20 protein-coding genes are annotated in these 17,922 nt (G+C 63.5%); 5 read left to right on the forward strand and 15 right to left on the reverse strand.

Translation table 11 applies throughout. From position 1 onward, the window contains the following. From AAC023_RS09370 to AAC023_RS09390, 5 genes are all read right to left on the reverse strand, one after another. On the reverse strand, positions 1-1,017 hold the full coding sequence (locus AAC023_RS09370) for a hypothetical protein (protein ID WP_339740478.1): 1,017 nt from the start codon (positions 1,015-1,017) through the stop codon (positions 1-3). Between the two features lie 104 nt (positions 1,018-1,121). Beyond that, on the reverse strand, positions 1,122-2,069 hold the full coding sequence (locus AAC023_RS09375; RefSeq protein ID WP_339740480.1) for a type II CAAX endopeptidase family protein: 948 nt from the start codon (positions 2,067-2,069) through the stop codon (positions 1,122-1,124). 129 nt (positions 2,070-2,198) lie between these two features. After that, complete coding sequence (locus AAC023_RS09380) at positions 2,199-3,254, reverse strand: hypothetical protein (RefSeq protein WP_339740482.1); 1,056 nt, start codon at positions 3,252-3,254, stop codon at positions 2,199-2,201. A 57-nt stretch (positions 3,255-3,311) separates the two neighbouring features. After that, positions 3,312-4,250, reverse strand: a complete 939-nt coding sequence (locus AAC023_RS09385; protein WP_339740484.1) for a hypothetical protein — start codon at positions 4,248-4,250, stop codon at positions 3,312-3,314. Between the two features lie 90 nt (positions 4,251-4,340). Continuing rightward, a complete protein-coding gene (locus AAC023_RS09390; protein WP_339740486.1) occupies positions 4,341-5,528 on the reverse strand; it encodes an energy transducer TonB in 1,188 nt (395 codons plus the stop codon). A gap of 108 nt (positions 5,529-5,636) precedes the next feature. Between AAC023_RS09390 and trmFO the strand changes: the two genes are divergently transcribed. Further along, positions 5,637-7,022, forward strand: a complete 1,386-nt coding sequence (gene trmFO / locus AAC023_RS09395; protein ID WP_339740488.1) for a methylenetetrahydrofolate--tRNA-(uracil(54)-C(5))-methyltransferase (FADH(2)-oxidizing) TrmFO — start codon at positions 5,637-5,639, stop codon at positions 7,020-7,022. Here the strand turns inward: trmFO and AAC023_RS09400 are convergent. Beyond that, positions 7,019-7,834 (reverse strand): squalene/phytoene synthase family protein, encoded by an 816-nt coding sequence (locus AAC023_RS09400; protein ID WP_339740490.1) that lies wholly within the window; start codon positions 7,832-7,834, stop codon positions 7,019-7,021. The two genes, trmFO and AAC023_RS09400, sit on opposite strands and share 4 nt — an antisense overlap. 120 nt (positions 7,835-7,954) lie before the next feature. Here AAC023_RS09400 and AAC023_RS09405 point away from each other — a divergent pair, with 120 nt between their 5' ends. After that, a complete protein-coding gene (locus AAC023_RS09405) occupies positions 7,955-8,560 on the forward strand; it encodes a superoxide dismutase (RefSeq protein ID WP_339740492.1) in 606 nt (201 codons plus the stop codon). 81 nt (positions 8,561-8,641) lie between these two features. After that, positions 8,642-9,967 (forward strand): serine hydrolase domain-containing protein, encoded by a 1,326-nt coding sequence (locus tag AAC023_RS09410; protein WP_339740494.1) that lies wholly within the window; start codon positions 8,642-8,644, stop codon positions 9,965-9,967. Positions 9,968-10,053: 86 nt separating this feature from the next. Here AAC023_RS09410 and AAC023_RS09415 read toward each other — a convergent pair whose 3' ends face one another. The 7 genes from AAC023_RS09415 to surE all read right to left on the reverse strand — a co-directional run bounded on the left by AAC023_RS09415 (position 10,054) and on the right by surE (position 16,375). Next, the gene (locus AAC023_RS09415) at positions 10,054-10,662 is read right to left on the reverse strand and encodes a urate hydroxylase PuuD (protein WP_339740496.1); all 609 of its coding nucleotides are present in this window, start codon (positions 10,660-10,662) and stop codon (positions 10,054-10,056) included. Between the two features lie 88 nt (positions 10,663-10,750). Beyond that, positions 10,751-11,686, reverse strand: coding sequence for a protein translocase subunit SecF (secF, locus tag AAC023_RS09420; protein WP_339740498.1), 936 nt, complete (start codon positions 11,684-11,686; stop codon positions 10,751-10,753). Between the two features lie 13 nt (positions 11,687-11,699). After that, positions 11,700-13,358 (reverse strand): protein translocase subunit SecD, encoded by a 1,659-nt coding sequence (gene secD / locus AAC023_RS09425; protein ID WP_339740500.1) that lies wholly within the window; start codon positions 13,356-13,358, stop codon positions 11,700-11,702. A 28-nt stretch (positions 13,359-13,386) separates the two neighbouring features. After that, positions 13,387-13,695, reverse strand: coding sequence for a preprotein translocase subunit YajC (gene yajC / locus AAC023_RS09430; RefSeq protein ID WP_339740502.1), 309 nt, complete (start codon positions 13,693-13,695; stop codon positions 13,387-13,389). A 121-nt stretch (positions 13,696-13,816) separates the two neighbouring features. Further along, positions 13,817-14,761 (reverse strand): M23 family metallopeptidase, encoded by a 945-nt coding sequence (locus AAC023_RS09435; protein WP_339740504.1) that lies wholly within the window; start codon positions 14,759-14,761, stop codon positions 13,817-13,819. A 157-nt stretch (positions 14,762-14,918) separates the two neighbouring features. Next, positions 14,919-15,572 (reverse strand): protein-L-isoaspartate(D-aspartate) O-methyltransferase, encoded by a 654-nt coding sequence (locus tag AAC023_RS09440; RefSeq protein ID WP_339740506.1) that lies wholly within the window; start codon positions 15,570-15,572, stop codon positions 14,919-14,921. 5 nt (positions 15,573-15,577) lie between these two features. Then, positions 15,578-16,375 (reverse strand): 5'/3'-nucleotidase SurE, encoded by a 798-nt coding sequence (surE, locus tag AAC023_RS09445; protein WP_339740508.1) that lies wholly within the window; start codon positions 16,373-16,375, stop codon positions 15,578-15,580. A 157-nt stretch (positions 16,376-16,532) separates the two neighbouring features. On the opposite strand from surE, the gene AAC023_RS09450 reads away from it, so the two are divergent. Both AAC023_RS09450 and AAC023_RS09455 read left to right on the forward strand, forming a co-directional pair. Next, the gene (locus AAC023_RS09450; RefSeq protein WP_339740510.1) at positions 16,533-16,760 is read left to right on the forward strand and encodes a hypothetical protein; all 228 of its coding nucleotides are present in this window, start codon (positions 16,533-16,535) and stop codon (positions 16,758-16,760) included. Further along, complete coding sequence (locus tag AAC023_RS09455) at positions 16,757-17,137, forward strand: type II toxin-antitoxin system death-on-curing family toxin (RefSeq protein WP_339740512.1); 381 nt, start codon at positions 16,757-16,759, stop codon at positions 17,135-17,137. Before AAC023_RS09450 ends, AAC023_RS09455 begins: the two co-directional genes overlap by 4 nt. A 15-nt stretch (positions 17,138-17,152) precedes the next feature. On the opposite strand, the gene AAC023_RS09460 is transcribed toward AAC023_RS09455, so the two are convergent. Together AAC023_RS09460 and AAC023_RS09465 are read right to left on the reverse strand one after the other, a co-directional pair. Beyond that, on the reverse strand, positions 17,153-17,446 hold the full coding sequence (locus AAC023_RS09460) for a type II toxin-antitoxin system RelE/ParE family toxin (protein ID WP_339740514.1): 294 nt from the start codon (positions 17,444-17,446) through the stop codon (positions 17,153-17,155). A 3-nt stretch (positions 17,447-17,449) separates the two neighbouring features. After that, complete coding sequence (locus tag AAC023_RS09465; RefSeq protein ID WP_339740516.1) at positions 17,450-17,692, reverse strand: type II toxin-antitoxin system ParD family antitoxin; 243 nt, start codon at positions 17,690-17,692, stop codon at positions 17,450-17,452. Between the last annotated feature and the right edge of the window lie 230 nt (positions 17,693-17,922).

The following is a 17,922-nucleotide window of genomic DNA, read 5'->3' on the forward strand; positions in this document are numbered from 1 at the left end:
CTAGTCGCCCGCCTCCCCGGTGCCGACGCCCTCGGCGGATGCCGCTTTGGCGGGTTCCGTCTTCGCGGGCCCGGCGACGGGCGGCACTGTCGGCGACGGCGCTTCAGCCGCCGCACGCTTGCGCGCATCCCAGTTGGCCACGGCCGCCGTCGGCCCGAACAGCAGAAAGGTGAAGGCGAGCTGCACGGGGATCGCCAGCCAGATCAGGTCACCATAAGGATTGGTGGACATCGCCATCATCACGTCAGGGTCCTGCATCGCCGCCGGATCGGTCATCGCCAGCGTCACGATTTCCACGAGGCCCGGCGAGAGCAGGATGGTAAGGCCGATCATGACCAGATAGAGCAGGATGTGCGCCCAGAGCAGCTGCATCCCCGCCCCCTTCGAGGCCTTCCAGCCACCGAGCCGGAAACGGCGATCGCGTATGGTCAGGGCCAGCCCGACCATGAGGCGGCCGCCGGCATAGACATAGAACAGCATCAGCGGCACCGAGATCAACAGGCCCAGAATGAACGCCGCCGCAGCGCCCTGCGAACCGCCTGCAGAGCCGAAATTCAGGCCCAGCTGCACAGCGATGAAGGCGAGAATTCCGATCACAATCGACAGCACGATCGTGCCGAGCAACATGATTACGAGGCTGAGCAGCAGGACCAGCAGATAGACGCCGAAGGTGCGCAGCTCGTCAAAGCCCAGCTGAAGCGGCAGGCGCAAGACCGGTTCATCGCGGACATAGACCCGATAGGCGCCGGCGATCATAATGCAGCTATAAATGATCGAACCACCCATCAGCAGCGCGAAATACCCGCCATAGCTGCCGAAATCACCCTGGACCATGTCCTGCGTCGATTGCAGATAGCCGGCGAAGAACTCCATGCCGGCATCCGACTGCATCCAGGCATAATAGCCGTAACTCAACAGCGAAATCACCGCGATATAGGCCAACGCCCGTACGGGCCGCCAGAATAAGGTGCGAATGCCATAGGTCAGCGCGTCGAAGAAACGAAAGCGTTCGGTCATGATGTCCCCCCCAGGTTCAGGTCGCAGTCTGGCATATCCCGCCGGAGCGGCACAATCGCTTGTTTCAACCCGACGTCGAATTTTCATTACCGGGGCCGGTCAGCCTAATTTGCTGCGGTGGCAGCAGCTGCAGCGACTGGCCTGGCCTCAACCGCGAAGCTCGCGAACGTCCCACGCATCAACAGCGCGGCAACACCCGCCACCAGCACCAGGCTCGTCACCACGCTCGCCTCGGGACCGAACACGCCGCCGGTCAGCCACCAGGCCGCATCGGGGGTGTCGGCGAGATCGACGATGACGGGTGTGACCAGCACATTCTGCCCGCTCACCGGCAGGCCAAAGCCCGACGCCAGCAGCCAGTTCCACGCCGCATGCCAGCCGCACACGCCCCAGAGCGAGCCTTCCTTCGCCGCGTACAGGCTGAGGAAGACACCGACCAGCACGATATTGGCGAGGCCGAAGATCAGCTCCTGCGACCAGGCAATATTGCCGGCATGGACCAGGCCGAACATGGCGGAATTGATGAGGATGGCCAGCCAGATGCCGTGACGCGAGGCGATCAGGCCCATCAGCCAGCCGCGAAAAAACAACTCCTCGGTCGAACCCTGGATGATGAAGCCGGCCAGCAGCCAGGTGACCGGAATCAGGCTGGCTATCGCCAGGCTGCCGCTCGCCTCGATCTGATAGCCGCCGAGCAGCCAGATCACGGCGATGACACAGGCCAGAAAGCCAAGCCCCAGGCCATAGCCGCGTCCGAAGCGAACGGCGAAACCGGCATTGAAACCCACCGATGCCAGCCCGCGGCGTTCGAAAAAGCCCGTCCAGAGCAGGAGAATAATGGCCGCCGCACCGAAGCCGGCGAACAGGATATATGCCATCCCCGTCCAGCTCATATCGGCCGGATCGGGATTGACCCAGCCGAGCAAAATGCCCGGAATTGTGCCGATGACCTGTCCGCCAATCATGAAGACGATCAGCAGCATAATGGCCGCTACGGTCCAGGTGCGGCGATGCCCTACCTGCCGCGGTGCGTAGATTTCCCGTCCGGTCATATTGCCCCCGCAAATTCAGCCAGATCAGCGATCAGCTTGCCCGCCGCAGCGGATCGCGGCAAGCGAAAGCTGGACGGCCCGCCGGAAATCCGGCGGGCCGTCTGGCGTTTCATCCGAGCCGGCTGCAGCCTAGCCTTCGCTGGGCGAGGCACCGGCGGGGTGGTCGGCGGTCAGGGTCGGTGAGTCGGTTTCCTCGACATCGCCGCCAGCGCGGTAGCGCACCGCATTATAGGCGCCGACACCGTGCCACATGCCTTCGAACATGATCTGCATCGCATAGCCGAGCACCAGACCGGTCGCCAGGCCAACCATGACACCGGGATTGTTCAGCATGCCCTGCAGCATGGCGATCACTTCGTCCGGCGAGACGTCACTATGGCCCTCGGCCATCTGCGCGAACTCCATGATGACCGGCAAGAGTGCGCCCAGGAAGACCAGCTGGATGACAGTGCCCAGAATGGTCGAGAGCACGAGGATCAGACCGATCACCACCAGATAGCTCAGCGCCATGTGCCAGAAGACACCCTTGCTGGCGGTCCAGCTTTCAAAGAAGCGGATACGGCGATCGACCATCGTCAGCGCGGGAGCGGAAGCGAGGCGGATACAGAAGACGATGACGATAATGCTGATCGTCAGCACTCCGAGGAAGACGATCAGGCCGGTCGCCATCCCGCCCGCCATCGAGCCGTCACTGCCGGCAAACACACCCGCTGCCACCAGGGCGACCAGGCCCGCGGCCATGGCAATGCCGAGATAGGCGGCGATACCGACCACGATATAGAGGAGATTGACGCCCAGCAGGCGCAGTTCATCGCCGCCAAGACGGAAGGGGATGACCGCAGCGATCTCGCCGCGGGTCAAAAATCGCAGCCAGGCCGCCTGGAACATCAGCGTCGAGACAATGCCCAGCAACGCGATCAGCGGCATTGAGGCGAGGAATGGTCCAAGCAGGGTCAGGACTTCGCGCTCCATTTGCGATTCGGACAGCGTGCCGCCTGCTTCCTGTGCCACCAGATCGAACAGGCCGAGATAGAAGGGTCCGAGCAGCGTGATCGCCAGCGCACCGAGGGCAGCGACCAGCAGCGCCTGGCACACCGCAATCCAGATCACGCCCAGCGGATTTTCGCCAAAGCGTTTGAAGAAGAAGAAGATACCGTCCCCGATATCGAAAGCCTTGCCTGTCATATCGATCCCCTTTCACAGCCTGTGCTGCTCTATCAGTTGATCATGACGGATTGGCTATCAAATTCCAGAGGGATGCTGGCCGGCACCGTCCCCCGCCGCCGCAGCGGCCGTGCGGTTGCGGTAGATATAGGCATAAAGGCCTGAGAAAACCGGCACATTGATGAAGGCCATCAAGCCGTTCCAGCGCAGATATTCCTCCGCGGCGGCCAGGGCCGGCGCATTGATCTGCTCACTGCCGACGGGGACGGGCAGGTAGAGCGGCCGGGAGCCGAGGATGGCGCAAATCAGCTCATACAGGCCCACTTCCAGCGCCAGCAATGGCAGACCGGTCAGGAGCAGGGCTGCAGCGATGCGCATGGCATTGCCGCCGCTCAGCGACCAGGCGCTGAGCACCATGATCTTGCGATTGGCGATCGTCGCTGGCAGCGCCAGCGCCAGACGCGCGGACAGCCAGACCAGAAGCGCGGCCGCCGCCAGTCCGGCCACGCCCGCAACGGCCCAGTCAGCGGCGCCGAGATAAGCCATGGCATCGACGAGTTCGAGCCCTTCCGCTTCCGGATCAATCCCGGCGCGGCTCATCGCGCCGGCGGCAATCGAGCCCAGCACCACGGCCCAGAACATGAAGGCCATGATGAAAACCAGCAGGGTCAGGGCCGCAACCAGCAGGCTGACGATGAAGATGCGCCCCTCATCAGCCCCGGCCTTGAGCGAATGCCAGCCGCTGTAATCGCCCAGCACCGCCATCCGCAGACAGGCCGCCGACAGCGCCAGGCTGGCAATCACCGTCACCAGCGAGAGCAGGAACATCCCCATCGCCAGCAGCGGATTGGCGGTCGCGCCGCCGAGCGACTGCATCAGCACCAGCTGCGCGGCATAGGCCAGCATATAGGGTGCCGCCGCGACCGCGGCGCGGCGCCAATGCGAGATCGCGAAGGCATAGCCGGCCATGACGCTGCGCAGGATCGGGACGGACGTCGTGGTGGGTGTCGGGTTCATGCCAGGCTCCGCAGACAGGGGGGTTGCGTTCAACGCCCCCGATCTGGACGCGACGGGCCGCGAAGGCAAGTTCCGCGCTGCATCAATGACTCAATCCGTCTCCGCGGCTTGTTGCAGGCGGCAGGCCCGCACACTGGGCAGGTCGCACATGGTGAACTGGAACTCGATCAGCTTGCCCTCACGGCGAACCACTTGCCCATCGATCATCGCCGGCTCATAGCGCCAACGCTCCACCGCGCGCAACGCCGCCTCTTCGAATATGCCACCGGGCGCCGCGGCAATGACCTCGGCGGCATCGGTGCGGCCTTCGGCTGTGACGGCGTAGCGAAGCAGCACGATCCCGTCCAGGTCATGCTGGGCCGCAGCGACTGGATAATCCGGTGCGCGGCGCTGGTTGGGGACGGCATCGACATCATACATTGCAGCATCAGCCGCCTCATGGTCCCAGATATCGGTGAAGCCGGTGCCCGGAAAGTCAGAGGCGGCAATCTGCGCATCGACCGCGGCGAGTTCCGCTTCGTCGCCGTCAGCACGGGCCAGATCGACCCAGAAGGAAGTCGTGCGAACATTGCTCTCCTGGTCCGCTGCATCCGTCATCGCATAGATCGCCCGGGCCATGTGAAAATCGAGGATTGAGCCGATCCGGTCATCCTCGAAGAAGCGTCCCACGCCGGACAGATAATAGGCATTGGCGTAAACGAGATCATAGGGCCGCCCGGCCTCCTTGAAGGCGGTCACGGCCAACGGCGCGTGTTCGGCCATCGCATTGAGCCGCCCCAATTGCCCGCTGGTCGAAGCGACCATGTAGTGAATATCCCCGCTCAGACCGGGGTCGATCGGCGGCTGGCTGGTTGCGGCGGCTCGCGACGCCCGCACCGAGCACTGCCGTGCATCGCGCAGCTCGCCCGTCGCGAAGGCCGACAAGGAGGCCCGATACCAGCGCTCGGCCCGCTCGGATTCCGGGGCCCGCAAGCGGTCAGAGATTTCCGCGGCATTGCGCCAGGCCGGGTAAGCCTGCGCCGGCGCACCAAGATTGAGCGCGAGATTGCCGTAATTTTCCGCCAGGATGCCGACCAATTCAGAATCGATCCTCTCGGAGCGTGCTGCTTGCCAAGCCGTCTCGGCGGCCTCACTGGCGGCCGCATAGTCCTGCGCGGTCATTGCATTTTCATAGGCCAGATAAGCCCGCGCCACGCTGTCCGGCAGCGGCTCGTCCTGGGCGATGGCCCCGGTCGTGATTGCCAGCAAAAGCGTTAGAACAACTGTAAAATGCGCCATCAAATAACTCCCCCATCACGCGATCATTCACCGCCCGGCCGGTGACTGTCAACGCCCCACTGCCCCCAAATGCTTGACTTGCCCGCCCCCCGGCTCGATATGCCGCGCATGACCCAAACCTCCCCAAGACCTGTTCACATCATCGGCGGCGGCATGGCCGGCTCCGAGGCTGCCTGGCAACTCGTCTCCCAGGGCGTGCCGGTGATCCTGCACGAGATGCGCGGCGTGAAGGAAACCGAGGCCCACAAGACCGACGGGCTGGCCGAGCTGGTCTGTTCCAACTCCTTCCGCTCGGATGATGCCCAGACCAATGCGGTCGGGCTGTTGCACGAGGAAATGCGGCGCTGCAATTCGATCATCCTGGCCGAGGGCGATAATCACCGCCTGCCGGCCGGCGGCGCCCTCGCCGTCGATCGCGATGCCTTCTCGGCTGCCGTCACCAAACGCCTGACCGAGCATCCACTCGTGACGATCTCGCGAGAAGAGATCACCGGTCTGCCGCCGGAAGACTGGGACAGCGTCATCATCGCCACCGGGCCGCTGACCTCGGAGAGCCTGTCGGCCGCCATCCTCAAGGAGACCGGCGAGGACGAGCTGGCCTTTTTCGATGCCATCGCCCCGGTGATCCATCGCGACAGCGTCAATATGGACAAGGCCTGGTTCCAGTCGCGCTATGACAAGGGCGAGACGCTGGCCGACCAGACCGCCTATCTCAATTGCCCGATGGACAAGGACCAGTATGACGCCTTCATCGACGCGCTGATCGCCGGCGAGAAGACCGAGTTCAAGGAGTGGGAAGGCACGCCCTATTTCGAAGGCTGTCTGCCGATCGAGGTGATGGCCGAACGCGGCCGCGAGACCCTGCGGCACGGGCCGATGAAACCGGTCGGGCTGACCAATCCGCACAATCCCACCGTCAAGGCCTATGCCATCGTGCAATTGCGCCAGGACAATGCGCTGGGCACGCTGTTCAACATGGTCGGTTTCCAGACCAAGCTGAAATACGGCGTCCAGACCGAGATTTTCCGCCTCATCCCCGGCCTGGAAGAGGCGCAATTTGCCCGCCTCGGCGGCATTCACCGCAACACCTTCCTCAATTCGCCGCGGCTGCTGGATGATCAGCTGCGCCTTAAATCACAGCCGCGCCTGCGCTTTGCCGGGCAGTTGATCGGCGTTGAGGGCTATGTCGAAAGCGCCTCGATGGGGCTTCTCGCCGGACGCTATGCGGCTGCCGAACGCCTCGGCAAGACGCTGGCCCCGCCGCCCGAGACGACGGCGATGGGCGCACTGATCCGTCATGTCACCGGCGGCCATCTCGACGCCGGCAAGGGCAGTTTTCAGCCGATGAATGTCAATTTCGGCCTCTTCCCGCCCATCACCCAGCCCACCCAGGACGCCGAGGGCAATCGCATCCGCGGCAAGGCCAAGACCCCGGCGCGCAAGACGGCGATGTCGCAGCGGGCGCTGGATGATCTGGCGGCCTGGCTGGGTTAGCGTCCCGTCAGCGACAGCCAGCTGAGCCGCGCCTGCCGCGCCAGCAGGGCACGCTCGGGCGGGACTTCGAACGGGTTTTTCGGCAGGCTTTTCAGATAGCCTGGTGTCAGCACGGCATAGCCGGCCGCGGGCACCGCCTCGACCGGCAGCGCACCAGCGGCCTTGAAGCCGCGCGCCGCGTCTTCCGCGATCGCGCGCACGGGCTGGATCGCGGCTTTTGCCCTGTCGGAGCCGAGGCCCTGGGCGAACATGGCCGGGGTGCCGCCCAATTCCGTGAGATAATCGCCGGCGACCGGGGCGCGGCCGATGCGGGCGCGCCAGGCGAAGGCGCGCATCAGGCCCGTCAGGCCCCAGGCCCGGCCGGCATCGATGATCTGCTGCGCCGGCAGTTCGCCCTCGGTCAGGATCAGGGCCAGGCGGATCAGCCGCACCGAGGTGCGGTCGACATAATCCATCAGCGCATCGAGATCAGCATGCGGCGCGGCGCTGACATCGTCGAAGCGGGCATCGATGAGGTCGAGCAATTCGGCCTGCGGCAGATGATCCGTCAGCGGTGCCAGCGCCTCGGTGACAATATGGCGACGGATTTTCGGTGTCCCGGCATAGAGATCCGTGATGGCATCACGCCACCAGGTCAGCTTCATCTCGCCGATCAGGCTCTCCGATGTCGCATCGGCGATGCGCGCAATCTCGTGATTGAAGGCGTAAAGGGCGAACAGGCGCGCGCGCGCCTCCGGGCTAGCAAACAGCGCTGCCAGACGCCGGTCCGGGTCGGCTTGCTGCAAGATATCCGATAAATCCTCAGCGCTCATGCGCTCCTCCGGTGGACATTGGCGGCCAGAGGCCCATATGCAGTCATATCATTGTGCGCCGAATCCGCCCGCACCCCGTGCACCTGTTTTGTCACACTCGAAATCGATGGAGATATACTCATGAGCTTTACCCTTCCCGCCCTGCCCTATGCCCAGGATGCCCTGGCGCCGCACATCTCCGCCGAGACGCTCGACTTCCATCACGGCAAGCACCACGCCGCCTATGTCACCAATCTCAACAAACTGCTGGACGGCCATGAACTAGCCGGCAAATCGCTGGAAGACGTCGTCAAGGCGAGCGCTGGCAAGGCTGACATGGCCGGCATTTTCAACAATGCCGCCCAGGTCTGGAACCACACTTTCTACTGGAACTCCATGACGCCCAATGGCGGCGGCGCCCCGAACGGTGATCTGGCCAGCATGATCGAGCGCGATTTCGGCTCGCTCGACGCCTTCAAGACCGCTTTCGCCACCGCCGGTGCGACCCAGTTCGGCTCTGGCTGGGCCTGGCTTGTGCTGAAGGATGACAAGCTTGAAATCCGCAAGACCGGCAATGCCGAGACCCCGATCACCGAGGCTGGCGTCACCCCGCTGCTGACCATGGATGTCTGGGAACATGCCTATTACGTCGATTTCCGCAATCGCCGCCCGGACTATATCGCCACCTTCCTCAGCGATCTGGTGAACTGGGATTTTGCAGCCGCCAATCTGGCCGCCGCCAAATAGTCTGCAGGGCACCTCGCCAAGCCGGCTTTCCCGCCTTAGGCTTCCCCTCGGTTGATCGATAAAAATACCGAGGGGAATTCCATGGCATTGCGTTCCTTCCTGGCTGTGCTCGCTCTGGCGAGCTTGGCGGCCTGCAATACGACCCAGACGATCCGAGCCGCCAGCGAAGCGCCGGCTGCACATGCAATAACGGCCCTTCCGGCCCCTGATTTCACCCCGGTGGACAATCCCGCTGCGTTGGGCTTTGACCCGGCCGGTCTGGCCGCGCTGGACCAGCAGCTCGACGCCCTGGCCGCCGCCGGCGCCCGCCCCGGCTATGCCGCCATCATTGCCCGCGGCAACCGCGTCGCCTTTGTCTCGGAAGCCGGCGCGATCAATCTGGAAACCGGCGAAGCCTTCACCATCGACAGCCCGGTGCGCATCGCCTCGATGTCCAAGCCGGCCACGGCCGTTGCCGTGATGATGCTGGTCGAGGCCGGCCAGATCGGGCTCGACGATCCGCTCTCCGACTATATTCCCGAATTCGCCGATGTGCAGGTTGCCGTCAGCCCGATGGCCAATGGCGATGGCGTCATCGAGACCCGCGCACCGGTGCGCCCGATCACGATCCGCCATTTGCTCACCCACACAGCCGGGCTGGGCTATATCTTCGAGAGCGAGACCGATCTCGGCCGGCTCTATCTGGAAAACTCGCTCTATGCCGGCAGCGGCGATCTGGAGGCGCGGATGCAGCAGCTCGCCGCCCTGCCACTCTATACCGATCCGGGCACGCGCTGGATCTATTCCTATTCGCTCGACGTGCTTGGCCGCGTTGTTGAAGTCGTCTCGGGCGAGCCCTTTGAAGTCTTCATGGAAACCCGCCTGTTCGAACCCCTCGGCATGAGCTCGACCGGATTTTTCTACGAGGATGTCGATTTTGACGCGGCCGAGATGTCGCCGCTTTACGTTCATGACGAGACCGGCGCAATGCTGCCCGTCGAGCAAGGGGTACCGGACTGGGCGTCCGGCGGCGGCGGACTGGTCTCGACCGCCTCGGACTATATCCGCTTTGCCATGATGCTGGCCAATGGCGGCGCGCTCGGCGAGGTCCGCATCCTGTCGCCGGAGAGCATGCACGAACTCGCCTCGCCGCAGGTCCCGTCCGATCAGCTCGGCGAAGACTGGGGCGCACGCGGCTTCGGATTTGGCGGCGCGGTCGCCATGAGCCCGGCCGAGGGCCAGGAGGCGGCGGGCATCACCGGGGATTATTCCTGGGGCGGCCTGTTCGACACCGATTTCTTCATCAGCCCCAATACCGGTGTCGCCGCCGTGCTGATGACCCAGATCCAGCCCGGCCCCAACCGGCCCGAGCCGCGCAGCGCGGCGGTCTTCCGGCCGATGGTCTATGCCAGCTTTGCCTTCGACTGAGCCTGACCGGCTGCCATCGCCGGTCATGAAAAAGGCCCGCCGGGATGACCGGCGGGCCTTTCGCATTGCCGCGTGCGGGTATGGCGTCAGCCGAATACGGTCTGCGCCATCGCCATCGCGACCAGCATCGGAAATGAGAGCAGCGTATTGGTACGCGAGAACAGCATCGCCGTGCGCGCCGCCTTGGGCTTGGCTTCGGCATCGGCCTCGACCAGGCCCAGCGCGATCTGCTGGTTCGGCCAGATAATGAACCAGACATTATAGGCCATGATGATGGCCATCCACATGCCGATCCCGATAAAGCTGTATTGCGGCGTGTAAACCTCGGCTGCCAGGCCAAGGCTCAGCACTTCGACCGTATAGCCACGCAGACCGGCGACAAACAGGCCGGTGAGCACCGTCGCGGCTGCGCCCCAACGGAACCAGAACAGGGCCGCCGGAGCGATCACCTTGCCGATTGCCGGCTTCTGCTCATCGGGAATATTGGGCATGTTGGGGATCTGGACGAAGTTGAAATACCACAACAGCCCGATCCACATGATGCCGGACACGACATGGGTCCAGCGGGCAATGCCCATCCAGAGCGCGTCATTGACCGCGATGCCGCCGGTCAACACATAGGCGCCGAGATAGATGATCGCGAGCAGAAGCGAGATGTGCACGGTCGCACGCAGATTGCTCAGAATTGCAGGCATGGTTCCCTCCCCAGGAAATGATGTTTGTCTTCACTGGGGAATTTACAGCAATTCGCGTCTCGCGATAGCCCGGTCGCAAGCCGGATGATCAATCGTTCTCGCTGGCGTCGCGCTTGACCCCGACCAGCAGCAGCAGCGGTGCTGCGACGAAGATCGAGGAATAGGTCCCGATCACCACGCCCCAGATCATCGCGAAGGAGAAGCTCTTCAGCGCCTCGCCACCGATCAGATAGAGCGAGACCAGCGCCACCAGCGTCGTCGATGAGGTCAGAATGGTGCGCGAGAGCGTGTCATTGATCGACATGTTGAGCAGCTCACCCAGCGGCATCTTCTTGTACTTGCGAAGATTTTCCCGGATTCGGTCATACACGATCACGGTGTCATTCATCGAATAACCGACAATCGTCAGGATCGCCGCCACCGTCGCGAGGTCGAAGGTCATCTGGGTAACGGAGAACATGCCGACGGTGGCGATAACGTCATGGGTCAGGGCCAGGATGGCGCCGACGGAGAACTGCCACTCGAACTGGAACCAGATATAGATCAGCATCAGGAAGAGGGCGAGCGTCACCGCCATGAAACCCTTCACCACCAGCTCGCCGGAGACGGCGCCGCCGATCACGTCAGTGCCGCGCAATTCAATGCCGGGAAAATTCGTCTCGAGCGCCGCTTCCAGGGCCCGCCGGGCATCCTGCTGGGCTTCCTCGCCCTCCAGGCCTTCACCGGGCTGCAGCGGCAGGGAAATCAGCACTTCGCGCGGATTGCCGGTCTGCTGGATACGGGGTTCGCCCAGATTGAGATCGCCGACCACCGTCCGCATTGCCTCGACATCGGCCGGTTCTTCGGTGCGGACCTCGGTCTGGATCCCGCCGCGGAAATCAATCCCGAAATTGATCCCGACATTGGCAAATTCAAACAGGGAGCCAAGCACCAGGAAGAGCGAAAACGCGATCGCCCACATCCGGATCTTGATGAAGGGGAGATTTGCCGTGGTCGGCAGAAATCTGATCAGGGCAAGTGACATGGGAATACCTCTCCTACAACGGCATGGCTTTGGGCTTCAGCGCCCGCAACCAGATAACCGCCAGCAGGCGGGAGAAGACAAAGGCGGTGAAGACCGAGGTGATAATGCCGATACCCAGCGTGATCGCGAAGCCGCGCACCGGACCGGCGCCGAGCAGATAGAGCACGGCGGCGGCGATGAAGGTGGTCACATTGGCGTCGAGGATCGCCGAGAAAGCCCGTTCATAACCGGCCTGCAGCGCATTGGCCGGCGTTCGCCCGAGCTTGCTCTCTTCGCGGATCCGCTCATAGATCAGCACATTGGCATCGACCGCCATACCGATCGTCAGGATGATCCCGGCAATGCCCGGCAGGGTGAGCGTCGCGCCGATGCCCGACAGACCGCCCATGATCAGGATGACATTGACCAGCAGCGCCGTCGTCGCAAAGACACCAAACACGCCATAGGCGGCGATCATGAAGATGATGACTGCCAGAAAGCCGATCATGACGGCTGTCTGGCCGCTTTCGATCTGGTCCTGGCCGAGACTGGCGAGCACGGTACGCTGTTCGACCGGGGTCAGCGAGGCTGGCAGGGCGCCGGCATTGAGCAGGACGACGAGTTGCTGTGCGGTCTCGTAATTATAGCTGCCGCCGATCACGCCGGAGCCCGACAGGATCGGTTCATTAATGGTCGGCGCGGTGATGATCTCGCCATCGAGCAGGATGGCGAAGCGCTTGCCGCGATTGCTGCGCGTCATGTCGCCGAAGACGAGCGCGCCCTGGGTGTCGAAGCGGAAGCCGACGACGGGACCGACATAATTGGGATGGGTGGTGACATTGGCACTGGTGAGGTTCTCACCGGTCAGCCGCGAGGCCGTCTCGACGGCGAGATACTGCACCGGATTGCTGTCGGCCATCGGATAGATGGTGCGGCCGGGCGGCACGCGCGCCTGGCCATTCGGGCCGGGATTGATGGTTTCATCGACGAGGTGAAAGCTCATGCTCGCCTGGGCGCCGACAATGGCGATGATGGCGTCAGGATCGCTGGCACCGGGAACCTGGACCAGCACCCGGGTATCGCCCTGGCGGGCAATCGTCGGATCGGTCGTGCCCAGACCGTCGAGCCGGCGGCGGATAACCTCGATCGACTGGGTGACGGTACGATTGCGGATCGCTTCAAGCTGTTCCGGCGTCACCGAAATGCGGATCGCATTGGCATCACCGGGATCGCGGCGGACATTCAGGGTTTGCGCCAGGCCAGGCTGACCCAGGGCGGTGGTGACAGGCTGTGACAATTCAGACAGACGCTCGAAAGCGGCATCGCGATCATCGGGACGCGCCATCAGGACCACAACTTCATCGCCGATCACCGAGACGCTGCGGGCCAGAAGTGGCGGAGTATCTCCACGCAGCGTCTGGCGGGCATCGGCGGCGAGGGTTTCGAGCTGACCGACGCGGACCTCGGCCATATTCACTTCGAAGACGATGTGCGAACCGCCCTGCAAATCGAGGCCGAGATTGACGGTATTGCTGGGTATCCAGCGCCAGATGCCGCGCGGCTCGCGCGAATTGTCGATCTCGTTAATGCTGTAACGATCAGCTTCCGGAACCAGGTTCGGAAGCGTGTACAGCACGCCCAGAATAATGATGGCAAAGATGGAAAATAGCTTCCAGCGCCCGAATTGCAGCATGACGGCGAACCTTGTTCAGCAGGAGCGGTTAGGTGTTGGCCGCATCATTGGCCGGCTTCGGCTCGGTCCGGTTACGGACATCGGCGATCGTGTGCTTGATCAGCCGGACTTCGACGCCCTTGGACAGTTCGATCACGGCCTCGGCCTCCTCGACCTTCAGCACCTTGCCGACCAGCCCGCCCTGGGTGACGACGACATCGCCGCGCTTCAGCGCCTCGATCATGTCGCGATGTTCCTTGGCACGCTTCTGTTGCGGACGGATCAGCAGGAAATAGAAGACGAGGCCCATCAGGACGAGCATCGGGATCGGCGATTCGAGAATGGTCTGGAGATTCATGCTGGGCTCCGCTTGCCGGCAGCCTGCCGCCGGATAGGGCGCAGGCATAATTCAGTTTGGCCGGACTATATCGGGGCGACGGCGGGTTGCAACAAGCGTGACTGCAGGAAAATCCCGCCGATCAGCGCAAATAACGCATCGGGTCTTCCGGATTGACGCCGCGGCGGATCTCGAAATGCACCTGGGCAATCTCGACCGTACCGCTTGATCCGGCCGCCGCGATGACCTGACCGCGGGTCACCTGGTCGCCTTCGCGCACCATCAAACGGCTGTTATGGGCATAGGCCGTCACGAAGCCGCCCTCATGACGCAGCAGGATGAGCTGGCCATAACCGGCCAGTTCCGAGCCGGCATAAACCACCTGGCCGGCCGCCGCAGCACGGACCTCGGCCCCCGCACGGGCTTCGATATTGATCCCGTCATTTCGGCTGCCATCAGGCTTGCGGCCAAAGCCGGACAGGATGGAGCCCCGGATCGGCCAGTCGAAGCTGATCGCGGAACTGGCGACCTGTTGCGCGGCCGGCACAGTGGACTGGGCCGGAGGACTGTGAACCCGCGGCGGGTTGCGCGTTGTTGTCGTGGCAGGGCGGGGCGCGGCATTGGCGATAACTGTGTCACGCGGCAGCTGGATCGATTGTCCGACTTCCAGCTCATAAGGCGCACGAATGCCGTTATGGCTGGCCAATTGCTGGAAGGGAATGTCGTAGCGAAGCCCGATCCGGTAGAGATTTTCGCCGCGTTGCACGACATGCACGGGCGGGTGGGGCATCGACAGGACCTGGCCCGGACGCAAGGTATAGGGGCGGCTCAGACTATTGGTGCTGGCCAGCGAGGCCATCGCGACATTGCAGCGCTCGGCGATCTCCGACAGCGTATCGCCGGAGCGCACCGTATAGCCACCCGCGCCACAATTTCCCGAAGCGGACGGGCTTGCGGGACCTGTCGGGCCGGAATAGGTGGAACCGGAACGGTAATCGACACGAGCGGGCTCCCGCGGCGTCGAGGAACACCCCGCCAACCCTGCACCCAGGGCCGCCATAACGCAGATCAAAATATTCCAGCGCATCGTCCCGACACGGACCTCCGGCTTTTCGTTCGGAGGATATCAAGCCAGAGAAGACTTAACCGGCGGTTAGCCATGCGAGGGAAAGTGGGGACCGGAAGGATGCCGTGGCCGGCTGGACCGATGCCAGCCTCAACAAAGCCGGACTATCTGCCCGTTGCTAAAGCGATTTCGCCTCGCCCTTCACCAGCGGCACAAAACGCACATCCATGATATCGCTGGTCGTCAGCTCATCGCCCTGGCGCTGATAGCGCACCAGCACCTGTTTGGTGCCGCGATCGACCGGCGCAATGGCGATGCCGCCATCCTTGAGCTGGGCCAGGATGGCATCAGGGCGGACCGGCGCCGAGGCCGTCAGGATAATGCGGTCAAACGGCGCCTGTTCCGGCCAGCCCAGCGTGCCATCGCCGACGCGGGTGGTGATATTGGTCAGCCGCATCTGCTCGAAACGCGCCTCGGCCTCCTTCGACAGGGTCCGGTAGCGCTCGACCGAATAGACCCGCCGCGCCAGCCGTGACAGCACGGCGGCCTGATAGCCCGAGCCGGTGCCGATCTCGAGCACCTTGCAGCGATCATCGAGTTTGAGCGCCTGGGTCATCAGCGCCACGATCAAAGGCTGGGAGATGGTCTGGCCGCAATCGATCGGCAGGGCCCGGTCGTCAAAGGCCTGGTCGCTGAAACGTTCCGGCACGAAGAGATCGCGCGGCGTGCGCTCGATCGCCGCCATTACACGCGCATCGGTCACACCGCCGCCACGCAGCGACATCACCAGCTGGATCATGCGCGGATCGGGCATTTTCATCGCGTCGGCCATGCGCTTCAGCTCCGCGGCGGGACACCGCCCAGCATGCGCTTGAGATTGCCCAGCGTCTCGCCATGGGTGAGATCCATATGCAGCGGCGTCACCGAAATCTTGCCCTCATAGACGGCGCGCAGATCAACGCCCTCGGGCGGATTGGACAGGAGGCCCTTGAAGGCGAGCCAGTAATAATCCTCGCCGCGCGGATCGACGCGGCGTTCCCCGTGCAGGATATGCTGGTCGCGGCGGCCCTGGCGGGTGACCTCGACTTCCTTCACGTCCTCAACCTTGGCATCGGGGAAATTGATATTGATCAACACATCCTCCGGCCATTTCAGATCGAACAGGCGGCGCAGGATTGGCGCGCCGAAAGTCTGCGCGGTTTCCCACTCGATCGGATCGTCCTTCTTGAAACCATAGGCCTGCGACAGGGCGACCGAGGGAATGCCCAGCTGCATGCCCTGCATCGCGCCGGCCACCGTGCCGGAAAATGTGACGTCCTCGGCGATGTTCTGGCCGCGATTGACGCCGGACAGGATCAGGTCCGGCTTCCTGCCCTTGACCAGATCCTGCACCCCGATCAGCACCGCATCGGTCGGCGTGCCGGAAACGGAGAAACGTTGCTCGTCATACTGGCGAATGCGCAGCGGCGCATGCAGCGAGAGCGAGCGCCCGGCCCCCGACTGTTCCAGCGCCGGCGCCACGATCCAGACATCATCCGACAATTCCCGCGCAATCGCCTCGAGCACTTTCAGGCCACGCGCGTGCACGCCATCATCATTGGTCAGCAAAATACGCGGATTGGTTTTCGGGATCATGGGGCGTGGCTTTCATGGCGGCGACTGTCGGTGGCCGGTTCTAGACGATGGAGCGCGCGCTGGACATAGCGCGATGCGGTGGCGGGGGTCGGGGCTCCACAGCCGCCATCGATCATGATATATCTTGATATCGCAGACTCACCGGAAGGATCCCGCCATGGGGCAGCCGCGCGAAAAATTCGCCACCCAGATGGACGCCACCATCCTCGCCGAGCTGCGTCTGCAAGCCAAAACCGAGGGCCGCCAGATCCAGTCCCTGATCGAGGAGGCCGTTGCCGCCCTGCTCGCCGCCCGGAAGGCCGGCGATCGCCGGGCGCGGATCATGGAACTCCATGAGGCCTCCGTCGCCAGATACGAGGCGGTCTACAAGAAGCTGGCCGAGTGAGCCGCGAATATCTCAATGCCCCCGACGTGCTGGAAATTCACGCTGCGCTGATAGAGCGTCTCGGCGGCGCCCACGGCCTGCGCGATCCCGGCCAGCTCGACGCCGCCCTGTACCGCACGCAATCAGGCTATTATCGCGACGTGATCGAGGAAGCTGCTGCATTCTGGGAAAGCCTGTCGCAGAACCATCCCTTTGTTGATGCCAACAAGCGCACTGCACTCGACGCGATGCACGTCTTCCTCGGGCTCAACGAGGTCGAGCTGACGGCTTCAACGGAAGCTCTGTATGCGTTTGTGGTGCCGCTCTATGACGAGTGGCGCTTCTGTTTCGAGGAACTGGAGCCGTGGCTGCGCGCGAATACGCGGGGGCGGAGTTAGACAGAAACCCTGCCGCTAACGCCCCGCCTCATCCCAATCCTCGCGCCCATGGCGGATACGCAGGATTTCAATTCCGTCCAAGGCCGCCTCACGATAGATCACGATATGTGAACCGCACGGGTGGATCCGCACCGGCGGATCGATCTCCATGCGCAGCCGCGCGAGACGGGGATTGGCGGCGATCCGCTCAAAGCTCGCGATGAGCGCCACGAAATAGGCCTCGGCCTGTGCCACACCAAACCGCACGGCACCTTCCCGATAAATGCCGACGAGATCGGCCTCCGCAGCCCGCGTCAGCCGATAGCGCATCGCTCAATCTGTCTCGGACAGGTGCCGCGCCTGTGCCAGCACATCGCCAATCGGCCGATCGCTGAACCCGCTCGCCAGGCCTTCACTGACCAGATGCTGCATGTTCGCCAGCTTCGCGGCCCGGTCCTGGTCGCGCCGGATCAGGTCGCGGACATAATCGCTGGAATTGCTGTAGCGCCCGGTTGAGGCCTGAGCCTCGACCCAGTCCTTCATCCCGTCCGGGAGCGAGACATTCATTGTCGCCATCTGGGCCTCCGCCAAATCGGTGACAAAGATTGGCGGATATCGGGCAAAACATCAAGTGCGGCACCTTGGGATAGGCCGCCTTGGATCAATATCCCTAACCCCTTGTCATCCCCGCCGGATGGCCCGACTTGATCGGGCCGCAGAGCGGGGACCCAGACCCTGGAGCGTCTGGGTCCCTGATCTCCGCCCGGCTGGTGCCGGGCATCCGTCAGGGATGACAAGAATTTGCA

Origin of the sequence: uncultured Maricaulis sp. (genome assembly GCF_963976135.1) — a bacterium.
GTDB lineage: Bacteria > Pseudomonadota > Alphaproteobacteria > Caulobacterales > Maricaulaceae > Maricaulis.

Bases quoted from the DNA above. Each gene is read 5' to 3' on its own strand.
- AAC023_RS09460 (WP_339740514.1), bottom strand. From the start codon at position 17,446: ATGCGCTATCGGCTGACGCGGGCTGCGGAGGCCGATCTCGTCGGCATT.
- AAC023_RS09415 (WP_339740496.1), bottom strand. From the start codon at position 10,662: ATGCCTGCAATTCTGAGCAATCTGCGTGCGACCGTGCACATCTCGCTT.
- secF (WP_339740498.1), bottom strand. From the start codon at position 11,686: ATGTCACTTGCCCTGATCAGATTTCTGCCGACCACGGCAAATCTCCCC.
- AAC023_RS09375 (WP_339740480.1), bottom strand. From the start codon at position 2,069: ATGACCGGACGGGAAATCTACGCACCGCGGCAGGTAGGGCATCGCCGC.
- AAC023_RS09370 (WP_339740478.1), bottom strand. From the start codon at position 1,017: ATGACCGAACGCTTTCGTTTCTTCGACGCGCTGACCTATGGCATTCGC.
- AAC023_RS09410 (WP_339740494.1), top strand. From the start codon at position 8,642: ATGGCATTGCGTTCCTTCCTGGCTGTGCTCGCTCTGGCGAGCTTGGCG.
- AAC023_RS09465 (WP_339740516.1), bottom strand. From the start codon at position 17,692: ATGGCGACAATGAATGTCTCGCTCCCGGACGGGATGAAGGACTGGGTC.
- surE (WP_339740508.1), bottom strand. From the start codon at position 16,375: ATGATCCCGAAAACCAATCCGCGTATTTTGCTGACCAATGATGATGGC.
- AAC023_RS09390 (WP_339740486.1), bottom strand. From the start codon at position 5,528: ATGGCGCATTTTACAGTTGTTCTAACGCTTTTGCTGGCAATCACGACC.
- AAC023_RS09450 (WP_339740510.1), top strand. From the start codon at position 16,533: ATGGGGCAGCCGCGCGAAAAATTCGCCACCCAGATGGACGCCACCATC.
- AAC023_RS09435 (WP_339740504.1), bottom strand. From the start codon at position 14,761: ATGCGCTGGAATATTTTGATCTGCGTTATGGCGGCCCTGGGTGCAGGG.
- AAC023_RS09405 (WP_339740492.1), top strand. From the start codon at position 7,955: ATGAGCTTTACCCTTCCCGCCCTGCCCTATGCCCAGGATGCCCTGGCG.
- AAC023_RS09385 (WP_339740484.1), bottom strand. From the start codon at position 4,250: ATGAACCCGACACCCACCACGACGTCCGTCCCGATCCTGCGCAGCGTC.
- AAC023_RS09400 (WP_339740490.1), bottom strand. From the start codon at position 7,834: ATGAGCGCTGAGGATTTATCGGATATCTTGCAGCAAGCCGACCCGGAC.
- yajC (WP_339740502.1), bottom strand. From the start codon at position 13,695: ATGAATCTCCAGACCATTCTCGAATCGCCGATCCCGATGCTCGTCCTG.
- secD (WP_339740500.1), bottom strand. From the start codon at position 13,358: ATGCTGCAATTCGGGCGCTGGAAGCTATTTTCCATCTTTGCCATCATT.
- trmFO (WP_339740488.1), top strand. From the start codon at position 5,637: ATGACCCAAACCTCCCCAAGACCTGTTCACATCATCGGCGGCGGCATG.
- AAC023_RS09440 (WP_339740506.1), bottom strand. From the start codon at position 15,572: ATGGCCGACGCGATGAAAATGCCCGATCCGCGCATGATCCAGCTGGTG.
- AAC023_RS09380 (WP_339740482.1), bottom strand. From the start codon at position 3,254: ATGACAGGCAAGGCTTTCGATATCGGGGACGGTATCTTCTTCTTCTTC.